Source organism: Rhodothermales bacterium (genome assembly GCA_039944855.1).
Lineage (GTDB): Bacteria > Bacteroidota > Rhodothermia > Rhodothermales > JANQRZ01 > JBBSMX01.
The window spans coordinates 153596-175358 of sequence record JBDUXZ010000016.1 but is presented as its reverse complement, the minus strand read 5'-3'; the positions used below and the strand labels follow the sequence as shown (position 1 = coordinate 175358).

Here is a 21763-nt window from a genome sequence, read left to right as displayed (position 1 = left end):
CCGATAGTAAACTGCCACCGCGACGTTTCACCGTCCACTCCCGACCTGGAGGACGCAGACGGAAGCGGTGTTCGACGGAGCGCTATCGTGCCGCGAGGGCGTCGGCCTGCTCGAAGGCGGCGGTGGCAGCGTCGAGGAAGGCGGCGTAGCGCTCCTGCGAGGTAACGCCGCTGAGCTGAGTGAGGAGGCGGCCGTCGGGGTGTACGACGGCGTACGTCGGGAGGGCGATGCGGCCGGTCAGTTCGAGCTGGTAACGCTGGAGCGCGGGGCCGGTCTCGGCGTCGTCGGTCCAGAGCTGGAGCGGGACGAAGTGGCGGTCGATCCGCTCGGCGATCTCCGGCTTCGAGAGGACCGTCGCCTCCATGTGGCGGCAGTTCGTGCAGGTGTAGCCCGTGAAGTCGATGAGCACGGGGCGGCCCGTGCGCTGCGCCTCCTCGAAGGCCGAGGCCCGGCTCTGATGCCACGCGAGCTCGCCCCGCCGCTCCGGCGAGTCGAACTGCATCCCCGCGAGGAGACTCACGTCCGTCGCCCGGCGCGGAGGAAGGAACGCATCGAACCCGCCGAGCGGCGCGCCGAGCAGGCCGGGCACGAAGTAGAACGCGAGGCCGAAAAAGACGATCGCCGTCAGCAGGCGGAGCCCGCCGATCCCCTCCGGCTGCGCGGTGAACGCGGTCTCGCCGAGCGGCAGCTTGCGCAGGAGGTAGAGCCCGGCGAGCGCGAAGATCACGATGATGAGGGCGACGGCGAGCGGGCGCGGAAGCAGGCCCGTCCCCCACACGAGATCGGCGTTGGAGAGGAACTTCAGCGCCGCCGCGATCTCGATGAAGCCGAGGACGCCCTTCAGCGCGCCCATCCACGAACCCGACTTCGGCAGCCGGCGCAGCGCGTTCGGGAAGACGGCGAAGAGGACGAACGGCAGCGCGAACACACTCGAGAACACGACCATCCCGAGCACCGGGTACGCCCATCCGCCACGCGACGCCGCCGCGAGGAGGCCGCCGACGAACGGCACCGTGCACGAGAACGACACGAGCACGAGCGTCAGCCCCATGAACACGACGCCGACGACCCCGCCGCGCTCATCGCCCTGCCGGTTGAAGTAGTTCAGCCACGCCGTCGGCATCCGCAGCTCGTAGAACCCGAGGAGCGAGAACCCGAAGACGACGAGCACGAGCCCGATGAACAGGTTCACGAAGGGGTTCGCCGCGATGAGCTGCGGCCCCGCCGCGCCGACGAGGAGCGCCATCGCCACGCCGAGCCCGGTAAAGAGCCCGACGATCGAGAGGCCGTAGACGCCAGCCATCCGCGCCGCCTTCCGCCGGTCGCCCGCGTGGTGGAGGAAGTACGAGACGGTGAGCGGGATCATCGGGAAGACGCACGGGGTCAGGAGGGCGACGAGCCCCGCGCCGACGGCGAGCAGCAGGAACCCCCACAGCCCGCCCTCCTCTTCTTCACCAAGGGTCTCCACCGGCGGCTCGGCGTCGAGCGTTGCAGGAACGTCGGCCGTCGCCACGGAGTCGGCGGGCTCCACTTCGGCCGTCGCGGCGCTCAACGCGGGATCAGCAATGGTTTCGGAGGGGGCGGAGGGTTCGACTGCGGGCGGCGGCGCTGCGGGCTGTGGGGTGGCCCCGGGGCGGATGCGGACGTTGGAAACGAAGGACGCCTGCGTCGGCGGCAGGCAGATCTCGTCGTTGCACACCATGTACGTGACGGCCCCGGCGATGGGCGCATGACCGGCCGCCGCGTTCGCCGCCACCCGATAGGTACGTGAGAGCTGGACGCGGTCGGAGAAATAGGTGTAGTCGCGCCCGAGCGTCTCGTCGTACCCCTCGCGTGGCTGCTCCTGCTGAATCGGCCCGAGCGGCGTCAACCCGGTGGCATCCTCAAACCGGACCGAGAGCGGCTTGCCGATGGGCGAGTCCGTGGCGTACATCCGCCACCCCGGCCCGATCTCCCCGGTGAGGGTGAAGATCACGGTCCCGCCCGGCTCCGCGCTCACCGGCTGCGCCCCCGCCCTCCACACGACGGGGTCGGCGTCCGGGATCTGGCCCAACGCCATGCCTGGCGCGATGAGTACGGCGAAGAAGAGGGCGAGGAAGAATCGCATGGAATAAGATAGCTCGGGGAGCAGACTCAGCGGCCGGGGCCGTCGGCACGCGCCCCACGTACAAAAACAGCGGGGCGCTCGGCCCCGGCACACCGGAACAACGAACGCCCCGCTGGGGGTGTTGCGTGAAGGATCGGCCGGGACGCGGGCCGGCTAAAATGGCACCGCGTCGGCCGCCGCTGCTAGAGCGACTCCGTCAGCGACTCGGGCACGACCTGCACCTTGAGCGTGCCGCTGTGCTCGGGGTGGAGCTTGACGGTCGCCGTGTAGTCGCCCGTCGTCCGGATGTCGGAGTCGAGCGAGATCTTGCGGCGGTCCACCTCGATGCCGTTCTTAGCGAGGGCCTCGGCGATCTGCTGCGTCGTGATCGTGCCGAAGATGCGGTCCTCTTCGCCCACCGGGGCCTGGAGTACGATCTCCATGGCGTCGACGCGCTTGGCGAGGGCCTCGGCGTCTTTGCGGGCGGCGTCGAGCTTGAGCGACTGCTGGCGCGTCTCCTCCTCGTAGCGCTTCACGTTCGAGGAGTTGGCGACGACGGCGAAGCCGCGCGGGATGAGGAAGTTGCGCCCGTATCCGCCCTTGACGGAGACGACGGTGCCCTTCTGCCCGAGGTTTTCGACGTCCTGCGTGAGAATAACGTTCATGGTTTCGGTAGTGGGTTTGGGGTTATGGGTCCTGAGCGGATCACTCCGAACCCATAACCCACGACCTCAAACTTATTTAATGTTTTCCGCGACGAAGGGCAGCAGCGCCATATGGCGCGCCCGCTTGACGGCGGTCGTGAGCTGGCGCTGCGACTTCGCCGAGACGCCGGTGACGCGCCGCGGGAGCAGCTTGCCCTGCTCGTTGAGGTAGCGCTTGAGCGTCTCGGTCTCCTTGTAGTCGATGTACTCAATGCCAGCGGACTGGAAGGGGCACACCGGGCGGCTCTTGGCGCCGGGGACGGCGGCGCGGGCGATGGGTTCGTTCTGCTTCTTACGGTCGTTTCTTGCCATGATCGGTAGGGTCTGCGCGGGGCACAAGCGTGCTCGCGGCGGGAGAAGAAGGGTTACGCGGCGGCCTCGGCCTCGGGAGCCTCAGCGGCTTCGGCGGGCTGGCTCTTCTGCTTGTCGTAGTGCCGCTCCATCTTGGCGTCGTAGCGCAGGATGATGTGGCGCAGGATGTCGTCGTTGATGCGGAGCGCGCGCTCGAAGCGGGCGATGAACGAGCCCTCGGCGCGGAAATACGCGACGACGTAGTGCCCGTTGCGCTTCTTCTCGATGGGGTAGGCGAGCCGCTGGCTCCCCCGGTCATCGACTTCCATGATATCGCCGCCGTTCTCACGGATGAACGCGGTGACGCGGTCGACGATGTCCTTGATCTGCTCGTCGTTGAGCACGGTATTGACCACGTACATCAGCTCGTACATGGCCCGGTCGTTCGTTGCCATAAGGGGTTCCCTCTGGAATACGGTGAATGCCGTATGCCCACGGTCGATACGCCGGGGGCAGGGCGAGTAAAGAGCCTGAAAGGTAAGCCGGAGCCGGAGGCGGGAATTGTTAATTGTTGATGGGTTGCCTTTCATCCAAGCGCCGCCTTGTCATCTCGACTAAGACCGCCTAGCTATTGCCTTCCTCATCTGCAATCCATGCATGTTGGAAAATCTCCTTCCAGTTATGATTCAATATTGGTGTGATTTGGAGATCGGCTGCAGTCAGCAATAGATGGTACTTCCAATACGTCTCGTTCAAGGTGTCACACCAATATTCTAGCTCCCCGAACGTAGGAATGGTATCAGGAGAGCGTTTATCAAGGTGTGCAATACGACGATCTGCGAAGCTGGAGCTGTGTTCGAAGACGCCTTCGAGTATTGCTATGTCCGCTGCGACTATACCAGAGCACAAATGATTGCCAGCTTCTCCAGCGAAGTACCTATCGAAGGTGCCATTGCCGACTCTGTTTTTATGCTCAAGAAGGGAAGGGCGAGTAATGTCGCGTGTGTAAAACCCAACGTGGTAATCCCGTGATATACTCTCCGCATTCTCAAGCAAGTCGTCGAGTAGACCAATCAATGAAATACTGTCCCTATGTCTCCTGACTTGTCGACGGATGTACATCAGAACAGAATGAGCATAGTTCGCCGCAAAAACACTATGGAAGGCGCTATGACGCTGAACCTTCTTGTTGCTCTGAACCATTTCCTTGACTCCACTGAACACTAGACGAACTACCGCTAGGTTGGTCAATTCACTTTCGATTGAACCATCAATGTTGGCATTACCCATCCATCGGTGCCACTTGTCCAGCTTCTGAGGATTCAAGGTCTGCTCTTCCATTTCATCTAACCCTCCAGCCCGCTCAGGCGCTCGGCGTTGTCGGCCATCCGCAGCGCCGAGATGATTGGGTCGAGGTCGCCGTCGAGCACGCCCGCGAGCTGGTGGTTCTTGTCGTCGCCCGTGAGCCGGTGGTCGGTGACGCGGCTCTGGGGGTAGTTGTACGTGCGGATCTTCTCCGAGCGGTCCCCGGTGCCGACGAGGGCGCGGCGCTGCTCGCTCCGCGCCGAGTTGATCTTGTCGAGCTCGAGCTGGTAGAGGCGGCTGCGGAGGACGCGCATCGCCTTGTCCTTGTTTTTGTGCTGGCTCTTCTCGTCCTGGCACGTCACCACAAGGCCCGTCGGCTTGTGGGTGATGCGGACGGCGGAGTCGGTCGTGTTCACGCTCTGCCCGCCGGGACCGGAGGAGCGATACACGTCGATTTCGAGGTCGTTCGCGTGGACGGTCACATCCACCTCCTCCGCTTCGGGGAGGACGGCGACGGTGGCGGCGCTCGTGTGGATGCGGCCCTGGCTCTCGGTGGCGGGCACGCGCTGGACGCGGTGGACCCCGCTCTCCCACTTCATCGTGCCGAATACGTCGGGGCCTTTGAGCGAGAGCGTGACGTCCTTATAGCCGCCCTGCGCACCTTCGGTCGCGTCCATCACCTCGACGCGCCAGCCGCGACGCTCGGCGAAGCGGGTGTAGAGCCGGAAGAGGTCGCCAGTGAAGAGGCTGGCCTCGTCGCCGCCAGTGCCCGCGCGGATTTCGAGGATGGCGTCTTTCGAGTCCTCGGGGTCCTTCGGGATGAGGGCGAGGCGGAGTTCCTCCTCCACCTTCGGCAGCCGCTCTTCGACGCCTTCGAGCTCTAGCTCCGCGAGCTCGGCCATCTCCCCCGTCTCGCTCTTCACCATCCCCTCGAGGTCGTCCCGCTCCTGCTGAAGCGATGCGAACCGATCGATCAACGCGACGATGCTCGTCAGTTCGGCGTGCTCGCGGCCGAGGCTCTCCATCTGCGACGAGTCCGTAGCGACCTCCGGCTGCGCCATGAGTTGCTCGATCTCGGCGTGGCGGAGCTTGATGTCGCGGAGGGTCTGTTCGGGGATCATAGCGGCGGGGAGATAAAACGAACGTAGGGACGACGCATGCGTCGTCCCTACGTGGGAACGGTGTCGGACGGAAGTTACTCCACGGTCACGCTCTTGGCGAGGTTGCGCGGCTGGTCCACGTCGCACCCGCGCATCACGGCGATGTGATACGAGAGGAGCTGAAGCGGGATCACCGTCAGGAGGGGCTCGAAGCACTCGACCGTCACGGGGACGTGGATCACGTACTCGCACAGCTCGTCGAGCTCGCGGTTGTCCTCGTCGGTGATGGCGATGACCTGGCCGCCGCGTGCGACGACCTCCTCGATGTTCGAGACCACCTTGTCGTAGGTCGCGTCCTTCATCGCGATGAACACGACGGGCATGAACTGGTCGATGAGCGCGATCGGGCCGTGCTTCATCTCGGCCGCGGGGTAGCCCTCGGCGTGGATGTACGAGATCTCCTTGAGCTTGAGCGCGCCTTCGAGCGCGACGGGGAAGTTGCAGCCACGCCCGAGGTAGAGGAAGTTCGAGGCGAAGCGGTAGTCCCGCGCGAGCCGCTGAATCTTGTCGTCGGTGTCGAGCACACGGCGGATCTGGTCGGGAACGGCAGCGAGGGCTTCGACGTGGTTGCGCATCGTCTCGTCGGTGACGAGGCCGCGCTCGCGCCCGAGGAGGAGAGCGATCATCGCAAGCACCGTCACCTGCGCCGTGAACGCCTTCGTGCTCGCCACGCCGATCTCCGGCCCGGCGTGGAGGTAGACGCCCGCGTCGGTCTCCCGAGCGATCGTCGAGCCGACCGTGTTGCACACGCCGAGGGTGAGGATGCCGGCCTCCTGCGCCTGCCGCACGGCGGCGAGGGTATCGGCCGTCTCCCCGCTCTGCGAGATGACGAGGACGACGTCGCCGTCCTTCAGGATCGGGTTGCGATACCGGAATTCGCTGGCGTACTCGACCTCGACCGGGATGCGGGCGTGCTTCTCGAGGAGGTACTCACCCACGAGCGCCGCGTGCCACGACGTGCCGCACGCGCAGATGATGATGCGTTCCGCCGCGGAGAGTTGCGGGAGCACGTCCTCAAGCCCGCCGAGCTTGATCCGGTTGCGGTCGACGAGGAGCCGGCCGCGCATCGCGTTCTCGAGCGACTCGGGCTGCTCCATGATCTCCTTGAGCATGAAGTGCTCGTAGCCGCCCTTCTCGATCTCCTCCAAGTTCCATTCGAGCGCGTGGACCTCTTTCGAGACCGGCGCGCCGTCGATCTTGTACACGTCGTACCCGTCGCGGCGGATGACGGCGATCTCGCCGTCGTTGAGGTAGACCACGTTCCGCGTGAACTCGATGAACGGGCTCGCGTCGCTCCCGATGAAGTACTCCCCATCGCCGATGCCGAGCAGGAGCGGGCTCCCGTTGCGCGCCACGACGAGCTGGTCCGGGTCGTCCTTCGACACCGCGACGATGCCGTACGCCCCGACGACCTGCGTCAGCGCCTGCCGCACGGCCTCGGCGAACCCGAGGTTGGCCTCCTTCTGCACGTCGTCGATGAAGTGCGCGAGGACCTCGGTGTCGGTCTCGCTCTCGAACGTGTACCCCTTCTCGAGCAATCGCTTTTTGAGGACGCTGTAGTTCTCGATGATGCCGTTGTGGATGATCGCGAAGCGCCCGTTGCCGGCGGTGTGCGGGTGCGCGTTCACGTCGTTCGGGGCGCCGTGCGTGGCCCACCGCGTGTGGCCCATCCCGATCGTGCCGGAGACCGGGCTGGTCTCGAGGAGCCCGGCGAGCTCATCTACCTTCCCCTCCTTCTTCCGCACGTTCACGTTGCCGTTGACGACGGCGACGCCGGCCGAGTCGTAGCCGCGGTATTCGAGCCGACGGAGCCCGCTGACGAGGATGTCACTGGCTTGTTGATGGCCGATGTAGCCGACAATTCCACACATAGTAGTTCGTTACGATCGAGAGAGAGCAGACGAAGAAGGGACAGCACCACGACGGGTGCAAAGCCCGTACCGACGGGCCGATGGGGTACTAATAGGATCAGGCAGACGCTTCAAGCGGGGCGCGCACCGAGCGGCCAATGGCCTCGGCGACGAGCCGGACCTGCTGCATCAGGTCGACGAACTGATCGAAGAAGAGGGACTGCGGGCCGTCGGAGAGGGCGCGTGGCGGGTCCGGGTGGACCTCCACCATCAGCCCGTCGGCTCCTACGGCGACGGCCGCCCGCGCGAGCGGCAGCACCTTGTCGCGGATGCCGACCCCGTGGCTCGGGTCCACGAAGATGGGCAGGTGGCTTCGCTTTTTGACGACAGGCACCGCCGAGAGATCCAGCGTGTTGCGCGTCGAGGTCTCGAACGTGCGGATGCCGCGCTCGCAGAGGATGACGTGGGGGTTCCCGCTCGCCATCACGTACTCGGCGCTCATCAGCAATTCCTCGATCGTCGCGGAGAGGCCGCGCTTGAGGAAGACCGGCGTCTCGGTCCGGCCGACGGCGCGGAGGAGGTCGAAGTTCTGCATGTTCCGCGCGCCGATCTGGAACACGTCGGTGTACTGCCCGATGAGGTCGACGTGCTCGGGCGTCATGACTTCGGTGATGACGCGGAGGTCGTAGCGGTCGCCGGCGGCGCGGAGCAGCTTCAGCCCTTCCTCGCCCAATCCCTGGAAGGAATACGGCGAACTCCGCGGCTTGAAGGCACCGCCGCGCAGGAACGTCGCACCGGCCGAGGCCACCGCCGCCGCCGCCGCGTCGAGTTGCTCCTCGCTCTCGACCGAGCACGGCCCGGCCATCATCAGCACCTCGTTGCCCCCGACCTTCACGCCTTTGATGTCGATCATCGTGTCCTCGTCACGCCACGTCCGGCTGGCGAACTTGTACGGGCTCGTGATCCGGTACACGTCGGCCACGCCGTCGAGCACCTTGATGTGGCGCACGTCGAAGTCCGGCTGCACGCCGACGGCGCCGAGCACGATCTGCCGTACGCCGCTGGACCGGTGCACGTCGAACCCGTACCCGTTGAGGCGTTCGATGACGGATTCGACTTGGGCCTCGTCGGCCCGCTCGTGCATGACGACAACCATACGGAGGGTGCGCCTCAGGCGGCGGAATTAGGGGGGAGAATCAGCGCGAGAAGGTACGCCACGATTCGGGCGGGGTTCTTTCCGGGCCGCCCTCCCCTTCCGCTCACCCGGGGCGACGGCAGGAATTCGCCCGCTCTCCATCGCCACCCGCCTCGCTCGCGCTCGGTCACGAACGCTGGTAGCGCTCCAACGTGAACTGCTCGCCGAGGTAGCGGCGGCGGACCTCGGGATCGTCAGCGAGTTCCTCGGCCGTGCCCTGCTTGAAGATGTGCCCCTCGTAGAGGAGGTACGCCCGGTCCGTGATGGCGAGCGTCTCGTGGACGTTGTGGTCCGTGATGAGCACGCCGATCCCGCGCGTCTGCAAGCCCGCGACGACGTGCTGGATGTCCTCTACCGCGATCGGGTCGATGCCGGCGAAGGGCTCGTCGAGCAGGATGAATCGGGGCCGGGTGGCGAGGGCGCGGGCGATCTCAGTGCGGCGCCGCTCACCGCCGGAGAGGACGTAGCCCTTCGAGTCCCGCACCTTCCCGAGCCCGAACTCGCCGAGGAGCTCTTCGACGCGCGCGCGCCGCTCCTCCTTCGAGAGCGGCTGGAATTCGAGCACGGCTGCGATGTTTTCTTCGACCGTGAGGTTGCGGAAGATCGATGCCTCCTGCGCGAGGTAGCCGATGCCGCGCCGCGCCCGCCGGTACATCGGCAGCCGCGTGATGTCTTCGTCGCCGAGCCACACCCGTCCGGCGTCCGGCCGCACCATCCCAACGACCATGTAAAACGTCGTCGTCTTTCCCGCCCCGTTCGGCCCGAGCAGGCCGACGACCTCGCCCTGCGTCACGCTCAGCGCGACGTCGTCCACGACGGTCCGCTTGCGGTAGCGCTTCGTCAGGCCTTCGGCGCGGAGGACGAGCGGCGTATCGGTGGAAGCGTCCAAGAGTGAAGGGGCGGAGGGGGTGGAAAGACGGGAAGTTACGTGTCGGTGTCGGCCTCGGCCGTCCCGACCGGCTCGATCATTTCGGCAGGCAGCGCATCGGGCGGCTCGGCGGACGCGGGCAGATCGGACGGCGGTGGAGGCGGTGCGCGGCGGCGGGCCAGCGGGTTCTCGGCGAGCAGGCCGGCGCGGGTCGGGCGGCGCTCCGGTGCGTAGCGGAACCCATCGAGCCGGAGCGGCTCGGGGATGAGATCGACATCGTAGTACGTGCCCTGCACCCCGCGCACGCCGTGCACGCGCCGGAGCGCATCGCCGTCGAAGCGGAACGCGAGGCTGTCGGCGGAGAAGCGGACGGCGCCTTCGAGCGCGCCCGCGTCGTCGGCGCGGAAGTACACCGCTTCGGCGGTGGGCCAGACGTGCATCCACCGGAGGCTGTCGCGGGCGAAGAGCGCGAGCATTTGCCGGCCCCGGATCTGGTCGATCCGGTCGAGCGTGGAGTCGCGACGGGCAGCGAAGGCGCGACCGAAGACGCGGACGGAGTCGACGGCCTCGTCGCGGGCGGCGACGCGGATCGAGTCGCCGGAGATCTCGGTGACGACGGACGAGCCACGGGCGTTAAGCCAGCCGACGGGGTCGCGGTAGAGCCAGACGTGGTCTCGGACCGGAGGCGTCGCTCGCGCGGTGTCCGCCGCGAACTCGACGCGGTCGAACACGGCGGAGTCGGCGACGGCGGAGAGCTGCGGGCCGACGAGCCGGACATCGCGCCGCGCGGTGAGCCGTTGGAACCGGCCGCCCGGCGGCGGCACGCGCCCGTCGAGCGAGTCCGGCTGCGAGGCTTCGAGCACCTGCGCGCGGACGAGGAGCGTGTCCGTCGCCGTCGAGTCTGTTTCGAGCCGGACGAGGAGCGGGTCGATTTCGACGCGGCTGAAGCGGGCGCGCTCATCGTGGAAGCCCTTCCCGCCGAAGAGGAGCGTGCGGCGCGTGGTGTCCGGCGGCGCGTCCGCGTCGTCGTCCCGTCCCCCGAACCGCTCGACGACGACGTTGCCGCGCGCGAAGGAGAGCTCCGTGTCCCGGAAATGCGTGAGCGTGTCGGCGTCGAGCCGCGTGCTCTGCTCGTGGACGAGGTGGACGTCGCCGGTGAAATCGGCGCGTTTGTCTTCGGTGCCGTAGCGCCCGCGCGCGCTCGTCAGCACCGTCACGCTGTCGACGAGGCGCACGTCGCCCTCGAAGAACGCCTCCTTGCTGCCGGTGAGATACGTGCCGCGCGCGCTCGTCAGCACGGCATCGCCCGCCCGCTCGACGAGGCGAACGGGCTCGTCGAACGTGGCACGCTTGACAGCGCGGAAGAAGGTGACGGAGTTCGAGAACAGCTCGGCCTCCGCGTCGGCGAGGCGGATCTCGCCTTCGGCCCGGCCGACGCGCGTGTTGCTGTCATAGCGGACCTGCCGCGCGTTGAGCGTGTCCGTCCCGTCGGCGATCTCGACGTTGCCCTCGAAGAGGATCTCGCTGCGGTCGAGGAACTGCGTGGCCCGGCGGGCGCGGAGATCCGTCGAGTCCTGGATGAGGTGGACGCGGCCGACGAGCGTCCGCACGCGCTCGCCATCCACGACGGAGCCCGCCACAGAGTCGGCGTTGACGATCGTCACGACGCGGGCCTCGGCGTCCTGCCCCCGCGACGGCTCCGCGAAGAAGAGGAGAAGGCTTAGGGCGGTTAGTATTCTACCCACCGGCGTCCACTCCACGCCCCACGGATGCCGGGGTCGGTCTCGGCGCGTAGTCATTCCCGCACCGTCACTTGCCCCGTGATGCGGGCGAGCGAGTACGTTTCCAAGTCCTCGTCGGCCACGAGGCGGTAGCCCTGCAGCCGCTCCTCCGGCGTGACGATCTGCACGAAGCCGTCGGTGCGGAGGCTGGCGTCGGCCTCGTCCCACGTGAGCGCCTCGCTACGGAGCGTCTTCCCCGTCTCCGTCCGCACGACGACGCGGCCCTCGGCGAGGAAGCGCCGCTCCTCATCGAAGTAGACGAGCCGGTCGGACTCGACGGTGGCCGTCGGGAGTCCGGCGTCGTCGTAGACCTGCACGTTGACGCGGGCAGTGTCGCCGAGTGAAGCGGGGCCGAAGCGGGCGAACGTGCTATCGGCCCGCTCGAAACGGGCGAGGTACGGGGCACGGACGAGGGCGCGGGGGCGGCCGTCCATCGAGAGCGAGAGCGCGACATCCCACGTCTCCTGATCGGGGAGGTCTTCCGAGGCCACGTCGGAGGGGATCACGTCGCCCCGCCGCGAGCACCCCGCGAGCAGCACGGCAGCGAGCACGCCGAGGACCAGCAGGGCCTTTATGCGCGCGGAGTCGCACGCGGCGGGACCGGTGATATGAGAGGAGGAGGGCACGAGTGGAAGCAGAAGCGGGAGAGCATCAAGATACGGGGCGCAGCCGGCGGCCTCCGTTCCCCAACGTTTCGAAACGAATGAATCGTGTTACGAGGATACCGTCGCCCGCCGCCCCCTCAGCCCAAGCCGCCGGCTCTTCACAATCGTACCGATCCGGGCTCAAGCCGCCCGGATCATCGCCCTCGGTCTCGGAATCCCGCCACGTTCTCTCGCGGCCGTTTATGATGCGTATAATGTCGCGGCCGCACGACGGCGCCCTCCCCCCAACAAAACGACTGGTACGATATTAGACGCTGAAATCACGACACGGCGTGCGCGCCCGCCGCCAATCGTGGTTTCAACTGTCGATACCATCATGAGCATTACCATACAAAACGTCACGGCCGACATCGCCGTGGTCTGCATCGGGAAAGCCCTAGACTTCCGCAATGCAGCCGACTTCAAAACTGCCTGCCAGAACCGCATCCAAGAGGGGGTCCGCAACTTCGTGCTCGACTTCTCCGGCACGGGGATCCTGGACTCCACAGGGCTCGGGGCTATCTTCTCGCTCTACCGCCAGATCACCCCGCTCGGAGGCCAGGTGGTCTTCGCCGCCGTCAGCCGTCCGGTGCAAGTCGTCGTCCAGTTGACGCGGACGTACAAGGTCTTCCGGCAGTACCCGTCGGTCACGGCCGCCCACGAGCAACTCCTCTCCCGATCTGCCTCTAACGGAAGCCGAGCCGGTGCTGCGTAACCCTCCCCCCGGCGTACGTCCCGAACCCATGCCCAAACCGATCCAGTTTCGGAACCTCGGCACCGTGGTCGATGAACTCCACGGGCTCTTCGAGGAGTGGGAGCACAGCGAGGCCGCGCTCCTGCCGCTGGACGAGTTCAGCGTGCAGGTGATGAAGCTCGCCGTGCACGAGTGGGTAGCGAACCTCGTCCAGCACGCCGACTTCGGCGATCAGTCCCCGCTGATCCAAGTCGCGATCCAGCCGGGCGAGCAGCGGGTTCACTGCGTGATCGAGGACAACTCCTTGGGGTTCGACTTCGACCTCCAACTCGTTGAGCAACGGGAGTCGGTGGAAGCGCCCGTCCCCCCCGACCGCGGGCGCGGCCTCTTGATGATGATCGCCTGTACCGAAGACCTCCGCTACCACCAGGCCATGGTGGATGCGCAGGCGGGCAGGCAGCGCTACCGCCTCGAATTCTCGATTTCCGCCCTTAGAAAGCCATGGCTCGACATTCCGTTCTAATCGTCGAAGACAACCACACGCTCCGGCGCCTCCTGGAGTACCGGCTCGGCAAGCACTACGACGTGCGGGCTGCTCAGCACGGGGAGGAGGCCGTCGAGATGGTGGAAGAGGCCATCCCGGACCTCATCGTCTCCGACATCATGATGCCCCGGATGGACGGGTTCGCCCTCCTCGCCGTGCTCCGGCAGGACGAGCGCACGCGGACGATCCCCTTCATCTTCCTCACCGCGAAGACCGACGACCCGAGCCGCTCCAAAGGCCTCGGCCAGGGTGTGGACGACTACATCACGAAGCCGTTCGACATCGACTTCCTCCTGACGCGGATCGAGCGCATCCTCGAGCGGGCCGAGGTCTACCAGAACAAGCTCAACGCCCGTATCGGCCGGGACTTCTCGGACCGGCTCATGCCGAAGACGATGCCGAAGGAGCCCGGCTACCGCGCCCTCTTCTTCAGCCAGCCGAAGGAGGACGGCGGCGGCGACCTCTTCGACTGGAAGGAGATCCGCCCCGGCTCGTACCTCTTCACCGTGGGCGACATCATGGGCAAGGGGCTCCAGGCGAAGTTCTACGCCTTCTCGTTCCTCTCGTACATCCGCTCCACGGTCCACGCCATGCTGGAGCAGACGGACTCCCCCGCCGCCCTGCTCCGCCGCGTCAACGAGATGCTCATCCGGGACGAGGTGCTGGAGGAGACGTTCGCCTCCCTCCTCATCATGCGCTGGGAGCCCGCCACGAACACCGTCACCTACGCCAACGCCGGGCACTGCCGCCCCATCCTCGTCACCCCCACGCGGACCGGCGTCGTCGAGCACTCGGACATGATTCTCGGGCTCGACGCGGCGGAGAAATACCAGGACCGCAGCATCCAGCTCCCTCCCGGCAGCGCCCTCGTCGCCTACACCGACGGGCTGATCGAGCAGGTCGCGAAGACCGGCGAGCAGTTCGGCGAGATCGGCGTGGCGGCGGCGGCGGCCGAGGCGCGCGGCACCCCGCAGCCGATGCACGGCATGCTGAAAGAGCTGCTCCGGCGCAGCATCGAGCCCCGCTTCGGCGACGACATCCTCGTCTTCTGGCTCGAACGGCAGGCCGTAGAGGACGAGGCCGGCGCCGAGGCCTCCCCTGCCCCCGACCCGCGCGAGGCCTCGTCGACGGTCTGACGCAGCAGCGCTTTCCCGTCCCTCCTGGGGCGACCGGTAACCGGTCGCCCCTTTTTTATCGCGCGAGGGAGAGGGCGTCGAGCTTTGGAAGGAAGGGCGGGAGCGGGGCTTCGAGCGCGATCGCGACGGCCCGCAGGAGCTGCCCTTCTTCCTGCGTCACGGCGCGGTCGTGGAGCACGGTCTGCACGCACGCCGCCACGACTTGCGTGCGCGCGACGAGCCCGGCCGCCCCGATCCGGTCCAGCACGCCGTCGAGGTCTTTGGCCGTGCACGCCACCGGTCGGTAGTCCGAGGCGGTAAGCGCGCTCAGGCCGGCGCGGAAGGCGGCCTGCATCTCCGCCGTCGTCGGCGTGCCGACGTGGGCGAGGGCCGAGAGCAGCACGATGGCGTCCGAGATCACGTCCTCGACCCCGGCGTTCGTCCGCGAGCGCGCCGTGCCGAGGAGGGCGGCGAGCCGGTGCTGCACGATCGTTTCGAGGGCGAATTCGAAGATGGAAAGCTGGCCGTCGATGCGAGCGAGGGCGGCGAGCACGCGGGAGAATGTCCGTGCCTGCGGGGCCGAGAGCTGGCGGAGCACGGGCGCGGCCACGTCGACGAGCGGCAGCCGCGCTTCGGGCGAGAGCCCCGCCACAAGCGGCTGCAGGCGCAGCACTTCGGCACGGAGCGGCGGTGCGAGCGCCTCGGTCAGGATCTCCTCTTGTTGCGCGCGGATCGCTGGCTCCGGGTCGAGCATCAGCGCGTAGACCGTCGCGACCGCGCTGAATGTCGAGCCCACCGCTTCGCGCAGCGCGGCCGGGATCTCGTCGAGCACGGCGGCGCCGACGGCCGGCGACGGGCTTCGGTCTGTCTGCACCGGCGGCGGCGCGCTCCCGCGCTCGACGGGCGGAGGGCCGGCAGGCACCGCGGGGGCGAGCCCGAGCGCGCGCTCCTCGTCCGCCGCCGAGCGCTCGGTCGAGGCCTCGTACGCGCTGAAGTCCCCCTCGAACGAAGGGTCGAGCCGGCGGATGCGCTCGGTGAGCGGCGGGTGCGTCGCCCACAATCTTCCCACGAGGCCGCGCCGCATCCCGTTCGCGAAGAAGAAGTGGCTGATCTCCTCGGCCGACCCGTTCTGGATCGTCGAACCGGCGGCCCCAATCTTTTTAAGCGCGCCGGCTAGCCCGACCGGGTTGCGCGTGAACTGGACGGCGGCGGCGTCGGCAAGCACCTCGCGCTGGCGCGACACGGCGGCGCGGATGATCCGCCCGAAGACGACGCCGAGGTACCCGGCCAGGAACAGCGCGAGCCCGACGGCGAGCATCACGAGGGCCCCCTGATTCTTCTTCCCTCCACGGGCATAGAAGCTGCTCCGCAGCAGCAGCCGCCCCGCGATCCCGAGCGCGAGAATGCCAAAGATCAGCCCGGTCAGCCGAATGTTGAGCCGGCTGTCGCGGTTGAGCAGGTGGCTGAACTCGTGCGCGATGACGCCCTGCAGTTCATCCCGCGTGAGGGCGTGGAGCGCGCCGTCGGTGACGGCCACGACGGCGTCGTCGATGGAGTAGCCGGCGGCGAAGGCGTTGATGGCCGGCTCGTCCGGGAGGACGTAGACGACCGGTACTGGCACGCCCGACGCCAGCGCCATCTCCTCGACAACGTTGTGGAGCCGCCGCTCGTCGGGGTCTGAGGTCTCCGGCGACACCACGCGCCCGCCCATCATCTCGGCGACGGCCGGGCCGCCGCTGCGGAGCATGAGCGTCCGCACGCCGCTCGCGACCCCCACCGTCGCGAGCACGCCGGCGGCGACGAGCGCGAGCAGCCCCGGCTCCCACCAGTCGAAGGTGGCCGGCATCGTCGCGGCGTCGGGCCCGCGGAGCGCGAGGACGGCCGCGAAGTAGACCGTCGCGACGATCAGCGCCACGGCGATCGCGAAGAGGGCCACGAGCCACCCCGTCCGGCGCTTCGCCTGCTCCTGCTGCTCGAAGAAGTTCATGCTGGGGAAAGGGTGAGGGGTAAAGGGTGAGGGGTAAAAGGCGGTCAGCAACCGAATGCTGATGGCGAGGGCTTGCTCTTCCTGCTTCCCCCTCTTCCTTTCCTCCTCTCTTCCACTCTTCCTTTCTTAAGAGAACGACACCTTCGGTGCCTCGCGCTCCTCGTACGAATCGACCTCGAACGGCTCGGCGTTCTGAAACCCGAGCGGGCCGGCGACGACGACGGCCGGGAAGGTCTCGCGCGCCGTGTTGTACGTCATCACGGCGTCGTTGTAGGCCTGCCGGGCGAAGGCGATCCGGTTCTCCGTCGAGGTCAGCTCCTCCATGAGCTGCGTCATCGTCCGGTCCCCTTTCAGGTCGGGATAGGCTTCGGCGAGGGCGAAGAACCGGCCGAGCGCGCCGCCGAGGGCCGCTTCCGCCCCGGCAAGGGCCTGCATCGCGCCCGGACTGCCGGGGTCGGCCGAGGCGCGGGCTTCCGCGCTCGCCGCCGCGTTGCGCGCCGCGATCACCGCCTCCAGCGTCTCGCGCTCGTGCTTGAGGTAGCCCTTCGACGTCTCGACGAGGTTCGGGATCAGGTCGTAGCGCCGCTTGAGCTGCACGTCGATCTGCGCGAACGCGTTCTTGTAGCGGTTGCGCTGGGTGACCAGCTTGTTGTAGATCCCGACCGCAAACACGGCGATCAGGATGATGATACCGAGCAGGATGAGCGTGCCCATGGGATGGTCTCCGTTGGTTGCGTGATGCCCCGGCGTACGTCGGGCGCCGGGGCGGGTTACGGCCCTCGCGCCTTCGGGATCTCCCAAACCTACGGCTGCCGAGGAACAGGTACACACCGGTTCCTCCGTGGCGATTGCCGCACGCCGCCGCTCGGTCAGTCCACGATGGCGTAGTCCTGGTAGTTGAGAACCGGCTCGTTCAACGCCTGCGTGATGAGTTCGATGTTCTCCTCCAGCTCCTCCCGCGTATCGCCGCACGCCGCCGCCGGGTCGTTGGCGATCCCCAGCAGCCCCTCGCGGTGGTCGTAATACGCCTCGTGGATGAAGAGTGAGCCGTTCGTGTATTTCACCACGCGGTAGCCCCAGTAGTTGATCGTCGCGATGTCTTCGAGTTCGCGGATCGTGGTCGTCGTGATGTCGAGGCCGCAGCTGGGGTCGAACGTGAGGCGACTCATATAACGGGGGCGTGGGTGGAAGTAAGGAGTGGAAGATAGCAGGTGGGACAGCCCATCGGGCGGCCCACACGCGAGCGATAGAGAATACCGGAGCCCTTACCGCCGGAGCTCGCGCTTGAGGCGTTCGAGCTGGGGCAGTTCGATGCCGTGGCGGAGCGCGGCGCGCAGCACGAAGCCGCGTAGCACCTGATCGGCTACGGGCAGGGTGTAGAGCGGGCGCCGCAGGACGTCCAGGGCCGGCCGCAGCAACCTCGGGATCAGTCGCCACCGCACGAGGACGAAGCCGGCGAGTCCGACGCCCACTGCGACAACCTGCCCCTGCGCGCCCAGCGTACTGAGGACGGCGACGTAGAGCGCCCCCTGTACGAGCACCTTCTCCATCACGCGGAACGCCGCGACGAGCCGCTGGCTCACGAGCGTAGGGCCCAGCGTCTCCCAGCCGAGGTAGACCGTGAGCGTGCAGAGCGCAGCCCCGACTGGCGGCAGCACCAGCAGCAGCAACGCCAACATCCACAGCGCGAGGGCCTGCCCCGAACGCAGCCACACCTCCGTGCGGGCGACGAGGGTATCGAGCGGGACGACGTCGAGCACCGGGCGCGCGTACTGCTCCAGGAGGGCGCGCGTCGTGTGGAAGTGGATGCCCGAGGCCGTGATGAGGCCCGCCGGGGTGTCCAGAAACGAGGGATGCTCGGCGTTCGGAGACATGAGCTACAGAGGCGAACGGAAAACAGGATAGACTGCACAGCGTCGCGGGGGTTGCTACTCGACGGGCGGCTCCAGCGTCAGGTCCGGCCCGACGTGGAAGCGGAAGCGGGGCGTCTCCAGCCCGGCAGCGCGGAGCGGAGGCGTGAGCATCGCTTGCAACGCCGCCGCCGTGTTAATGGCCGGCTGCACCGTCGTTTCGAGGTGGCGCTCGGCCTGTTGCCGGAGGAGGTCCTGCACGTCGCGCAGCGCCTCGCCTTCGAGCCGCCGTCCGGCCCCGCCTCGAAGCACGCCCTCCTGACTCTCCACGCGGAGCTGGCCGAGGTCGGTCTCGACGGCGATCACGCGCAGCGGCGGCAGCGTCACCTCCACGAGCCCGTCCGGGTAGACCTCAATCATCTCCGCCGTGAGTTCGTTCACGTCGAACCCGTAGAGCGCCTCCCCCACGACCTCGACGCGGGCCTCGGCGTCGAGGAAGTTCACGCCGGGGAGGTCGAGCCACGCCGGCAACCACGAGAACCGCCCGAGGTCCCGCACCTCCCGCCGCGCCGAGATCCCGACGCGCCCCGTGACGAGGTCCGACGCCGGCGCCTCCGACTGGATCGTCGTGACGACGGTGTCGCGGACGCGCTCGACGCTCCAGCGCGGCCGGGCCAGCCAGAGCAGGACGGCGACCACCGCGAGGGCGGCGAGGCCGAGGGCGAAGAACAGGGCGCGGCGGCGGACAGAAGTCATGCCCGCCTATACGCGCCGCGCCCCCGCAGGTTTAGCCTGCTACCGCCCCATGCCGAGCAGCACGAGGGCGACGGTGGCGAGCCCGAGCCCGAGCCGGTTTGCCCCCGAGAGCCGCTCGCCCCACACGAACACGCCGAGGAGCGTCGCCCCGATGACGATCGCGATGTTGTTGACGGGGAAGACGAACGGGCCCGACAGCCGCGCAATCGCCTGCAGGATGAACTCGGCCGAGCCGTAGTTCACGACGCCGAGCACGACGCCCCACCCCAGCGTTGCCCCGCGCGGCCACTCGCCGGTCCGCACGCCGCGGAGGACGACGAGCACGAGTCCGATCCCGAACGCCACGCCGAACACCATCAGTAGGAACAGCGCCCGGCTGTTCGACGCGGCAAAGACCTCGTCGAACGTCTTCATCGAGATGTCGACGGTGCCACCGGCGAGGAAGAGGAGCGCGAGGACGCCCGCCACGCGCAGCCGGTCCGCCCGCACGCCGGCCGGATCGGCGACGTGCAAGACGTTCGCCGTCGAGGCCGGCGCGTTCCGCCGCGCGATCAGGAAGAACGCCGCGCCCGCCACCCCGAGCCCGACGAGTTGGGGCGCGCTCGGCACCTCGCCCCACACGAACCACGACGCGAGGAACGGCAGCGCCACGGCCAGCCGCATCACGCCCGTCGCCAGCGACATGCCGGCCACGCGGATCGCGTACGAGAACAGCACGAAGCCGCCGATGAAGAGCGCCCCCGTCAGCACGCCGAGACCGATTAGCCCGGCGCTCAACGCCAGCCCCTCGCCGACGGCGCCCACGCCCGTCGCCAGCAGCCCGCCCGCCACCGCGAACGCCACCGCGTAGTTCACCGTCAGGAGGGCCACCCTATTCATCCCCCGCCGCTCGCTGAGCTTGAAGATGGCGGCGATGGCGACGCTGCACACGACAGCGAGGGCGAGGTAAAGCATGCGAGGGAATCGGAGAGACGGGGCGTGGAAGCGAGCGGAACCGGCCGCTACTCCACGCGGATACGGTACTGGAGCCGACGCGGCTCGAAGCGGACGTCGCGGACGGAGAGGTTCTCGGGGAGTTGCACGATGGGCTGAACGGTACCCGTCGTGTCGTTGATGGCCGTCGCGTAGGGCACGAACGCGTAGAACTGGCTGGTTTCCAGCGACGCCTCATACTGGTCCATCGGGATGCGGTACGTCACGTTGACCGTGGAGGGGATCAGGCGGATGGGATCGGCGCCGGGCGGTGCGCCTTCGGTCCGGACCTCGAGCGTGCGCTCGGCCTCGGTGAAGAGCGCCACCGGCACCGTCACCTCCACGCCCCGCACGCTCGTCGTGACGAGGCCGGCGAGGGTGTCGGAGAGCGGGACGGTCCCGTCGACGTTCTCCTTAAGGTCGTCCCACACGACCTGCTCCGTGGGCCAGTTTTCGAGGCCGTTGATGATAGAACGGGCGCCCGTGACGACGACCGTGTCCGGCACCATCGTGGGAGGCGAGAGGATGTCGAAGAGCGGGGCCGCCGCGATGTCCGCCCGCAGCCGGATCGGCAGCGCGCGCGTGATGCGCGGCTCAAGGGAGAGGTCCAGCGTCGTCGGGAGCACGCTCTGCACCGCGACGCCCGGCGGGAGCCGGTTGCTCTCAGTCGCGGCCCCGTAGACGTCGACCGTCGCGTCCTGCGCGCTCACTTCGAGCGACGGGGTGCGGCGGCTCAGCTTGAGCAGCTCCCACCCCTCGCCCTGCACCGTCACGCGGGCCTGGCGCGGCGGCAGCGCGCTCAGCGCCCGGCCCTCCGGCAGGTTCTCGATCACGAGCGGCATCTCGATCACGACGGAGTACGACTCCCGCATGCTGAACGTGAACCACAGCACGAACGCCACGACGATCGACACGAGGACCGCGATCCCCCGCCGCCGCGCTTCGTGCCCCGGCTCCTCGGGCGTCCACGGCCCTTCGGGCAGTTGGTTGCGCAGCCGTTCGATGAGATTCGGAGCAGCCATGACCGGCGTCGAGTGCGGGAGGGTGAGCGTGGAGGAAGATACCTCCCGCGACGCGCTCCCCCATCACGATCTACCCCCTCTCCACGGCGATCACACCACGCGCGCAGACCTGCGGAGCAACCGTCAGGAGGAGCGCAGGAGCGCCACGAGTTCGTCTTTGGTGGCGCGGGAAATCTCACGGCCCCGCAGCGGGAAGTCGTCGATTTCCCGAGCCATCTCGCGCAGTTCTTTCACCGTCCGGTCTTCCAGGTCGTCGGCCGCCGCAGGCGATCTGCCCGGAATTGGCGGGGCGCTCGGGCGGGGTGCGCTGCGCTCGACGAAGACCGCGTACACGTCGTCGGAGGGGCGCGGGATGACGTGCTTCGCGACCACCTTCCCGAGCCGCGCGGCCGCGGCCGCGCCGGCATCGACGGAGGCGCGAACGGCCGCCGTCTCGCCGACCACCTTCACCGTGATGAGCGCCGGGACCGTCTGCTCCATGCCGACGAGCCGCACGTTCGCGGCCTTCAGCATGGCGTCGCAGGCTTCGATCCCTGCGATCAGTCCCTGCGTCTCGACGAGGCCGAGCGCGTTCCCGGAGGAGGGCGGCATAAGGGTCAGGCGTCCGGTGAGCGGATTCCGAGGGGTGGGCTCAGCCGGCGTTGCCGTCGGGGAGGATCAGCTCCACGTCCGAGTGCGGGCGCGGGATGACGTGCACGCTCACGAGCTCGCCGACGCGCTCGGCGGCGGCGGCTCCGGCGTCGGTCGCCGCCTTCACGGCGCCCACGTCGCCGCGGACCATGACGGTGACGAAGCCACCCCCGATCTTCTCTTTACCGATGAGCGTAACGCGCGCGGCTTTGACCATTGCGTCGGCGGCTTCGATTGCGCCAACGAGCCCGCGCGTTTCGACCATGCCGAGGGCGGCTCCAAGTTCGTCTGCCATAAGATGTGTTGGGT

The 21763-nt window shown here is 67.9% G+C and carries 22 protein-coding genes and 1 pseudogene; 3 read left to right on the top strand and 20 right to left on the bottom strand.

Features of this window, described 5'->3' with window-relative positions:
- Positions 1 to 82: 82 nt before the first annotated feature.
- The 11 genes from ABJF88_08150 to lptC all read right to left on the bottom strand — a co-directional run bounded on the left by ABJF88_08150 (position 83) and on the right by lptC (position 11866).
- Entirely contained in the window at positions 83 to 2107 is a 2025-nt protein-coding gene (locus ABJF88_08150; protein MEP0546888.1) for a cytochrome c biogenesis protein CcdA, read from the bottom strand.
- Between the two features lie 182 nt (positions 2108 to 2289).
- Positions 2290 to 2751, bottom strand: a complete 462-nt coding sequence (rplI, locus tag ABJF88_08145; protein MEP0546887.1) for a 50S ribosomal protein L9 — start codon at positions 2749 to 2751, stop codon at positions 2290 to 2292.
- A gap of 72 nt (positions 2752 to 2823) precedes the next feature.
- Positions 2824 to 3102, bottom strand: a complete 279-nt coding sequence (gene rpsR, locus ABJF88_08140) for a 30S ribosomal protein S18 (protein MEP0546886.1) — start codon at positions 3100 to 3102, stop codon at positions 2824 to 2826.
- 53 nt (positions 3103 to 3155) lie between these two features.
- Positions 3156 to 3536 (bottom strand): 30S ribosomal protein S6, encoded by a 381-nt coding sequence (gene rpsF / locus ABJF88_08135; GenBank protein ID MEP0546885.1) that lies wholly within the window; start codon positions 3534 to 3536, stop codon positions 3156 to 3158.
- Between the two features lie 169 nt (positions 3537 to 3705).
- The gene (locus ABJF88_08130) at positions 3706 to 4422 is read right to left on the bottom strand and encodes a hypothetical protein (protein ID MEP0546884.1); all 717 of its coding nucleotides are present in this window, start codon (positions 4420 to 4422) and stop codon (positions 3706 to 3708) included.
- Positions 4423 to 4427: 5 nt separating this feature from the next.
- Positions 4428 to 5507, bottom strand: coding sequence for a peptide chain release factor 1 (prfA, locus tag ABJF88_08125; protein MEP0546883.1), 1080 nt, complete (start codon positions 5505 to 5507; stop codon positions 4428 to 4430).
- Positions 5508 to 5581: 74 nt separating this feature from the next.
- Positions 5582 to 7417 carry a glutamine--fructose-6-phosphate transaminase (isomerizing) gene (gene glmS, locus ABJF88_08120; protein ID MEP0546882.1) on the bottom strand — a complete coding sequence of 612 codons (1836 nt, stop codon included), beginning with the start codon at positions 7415 to 7417 and terminating at the stop codon, positions 5582 to 5584.
- A 97-nt stretch (positions 7418 to 7514) separates the two neighbouring features.
- Positions 7515 to 8552 carry a 3-deoxy-7-phosphoheptulonate synthase gene (aroF, locus tag ABJF88_08115; protein MEP0546881.1) on the bottom strand — a complete coding sequence of 346 codons (1038 nt, stop codon included), beginning with the start codon at positions 8550 to 8552 and terminating at the stop codon, positions 7515 to 7517.
- A 166-nt stretch (positions 8553 to 8718) separates the two neighbouring features.
- Complete coding sequence (lptB, locus tag ABJF88_08110) at positions 8719 to 9480, bottom strand: LPS export ABC transporter ATP-binding protein (protein ID MEP0546880.1); 762 nt, start codon at positions 9478 to 9480, stop codon at positions 8719 to 8721.
- 35 nt (positions 9481 to 9515) lie between these two features.
- Entirely contained in the window at positions 9516 to 11258 is a 1743-nt protein-coding gene (locus ABJF88_08105; GenBank protein MEP0546879.1) for an OstA-like protein, read from the bottom strand.
- Positions 11255 to 11866, bottom strand: a complete 612-nt coding sequence (gene lptC / locus ABJF88_08100; GenBank protein ID MEP0546878.1) for an LPS export ABC transporter periplasmic protein LptC — start codon at positions 11864 to 11866, stop codon at positions 11255 to 11257. The genes ABJF88_08105 and lptC overlap by 4 nt, the downstream gene beginning before the upstream one ends.
- Before the next feature lie 355 nt (positions 11867 to 12221).
- Here lptC and ABJF88_08095 point away from each other — a divergent pair, with 355 nt between their 5' ends.
- The 3 genes from ABJF88_08095 to ABJF88_08085 are packed head-to-tail and all read left to right on the top strand — an operon-like array spanning position 12222 to position 14258.
- Entirely contained in the window at positions 12222 to 12599 is a 378-nt protein-coding gene (locus tag ABJF88_08095; protein MEP0546877.1) for an STAS domain-containing protein, read from the top strand.
- Positions 12600 to 12627: 28 nt separating this feature from the next.
- The gene (locus ABJF88_08090; GenBank protein MEP0546876.1) at positions 12628 to 13101 is read left to right on the top strand and encodes an ATP-binding protein; all 474 of its coding nucleotides are present in this window, start codon (positions 12628 to 12630) and stop codon (positions 13099 to 13101) included.
- Positions 13080 to 14258, top strand: coding sequence for a SpoIIE family protein phosphatase (locus ABJF88_08085; protein ID MEP0546875.1), 1179 nt, complete (start codon positions 13080 to 13082; stop codon positions 14256 to 14258). Before ABJF88_08090 ends, ABJF88_08085 begins: the two co-directional genes overlap by 22 nt.
- Positions 14259 to 14313: 55 nt before the next feature.
- Here the strand turns inward: ABJF88_08085 and ABJF88_08080 are convergent, their stop codons facing one another.
- The 9 genes and pseudogenes from ABJF88_08080 to eutM form a co-directional block, all read right to left on the bottom strand.
- Positions 14314 to 16224, bottom strand: a complete 1911-nt coding sequence (locus tag ABJF88_08080) for a M48 family metallopeptidase (protein ID MEP0546874.1) — start codon at positions 16222 to 16224, stop codon at positions 14314 to 14316.
- 126 nt (positions 16225 to 16350) lie between these two features.
- Positions 16351 to 16938, bottom strand: coding sequence for a LemA family protein (locus ABJF88_08075; GenBank protein ID MEP0546873.1), 588 nt, complete (start codon positions 16936 to 16938; stop codon positions 16351 to 16353).
- 155 nt (positions 16939 to 17093) lie between these two features.
- The gene (locus ABJF88_08070) at positions 17094 to 17393 is read right to left on the bottom strand and encodes a hypothetical protein (protein ID MEP0546872.1); all 300 of its coding nucleotides are present in this window, start codon (positions 17391 to 17393) and stop codon (positions 17094 to 17096) included.
- Between the two features lie 96 nt (positions 17394 to 17489).
- A complete protein-coding gene (locus tag ABJF88_08065; protein ID MEP0546871.1) occupies positions 17490 to 18098 on the bottom strand; it encodes a hypothetical protein in 609 nt (202 codons plus the stop codon).
- A 54-nt stretch (positions 18099 to 18152) separates the two neighbouring features.
- Positions 18153 to 18830 (bottom strand): DUF4230 domain-containing protein, encoded by a 678-nt coding sequence (locus ABJF88_08060; GenBank protein ID MEP0546870.1) that lies wholly within the window; start codon positions 18828 to 18830, stop codon positions 18153 to 18155.
- A gap of 39 nt (positions 18831 to 18869) precedes the next feature.
- Positions 18870 to 19784, bottom strand: coding sequence for a hypothetical protein (locus tag ABJF88_08055; GenBank protein ID MEP0546869.1), 915 nt, complete (start codon positions 19782 to 19784; stop codon positions 18870 to 18872).
- Positions 19785 to 19831: 47 nt separating this feature from the next.
- Positions 19832 to 20824, bottom strand: a complete 993-nt coding sequence (locus tag ABJF88_08050) for a hypothetical protein (GenBank protein MEP0546868.1) — start codon at positions 20822 to 20824, stop codon at positions 19832 to 19834.
- A gap of 330 nt (positions 20825 to 21154) precedes the next feature.
- Positions 21155 to 21415: pseudogene (locus ABJF88_08045) on the bottom strand (BMC domain-containing protein).
- 40 nt (positions 21416 to 21455) lie between these two features.
- Positions 21456 to 21749: an ethanolamine utilization microcompartment protein EutM gene (eutM, locus tag ABJF88_08040; protein ID MEP0546867.1), complete on the bottom strand. Its 294-nt coding sequence runs from the start codon at positions 21747 to 21749 to the stop codon at positions 21456 to 21458.
- Between the last annotated feature and the right edge of the window lie 14 nt (positions 21750 to 21763).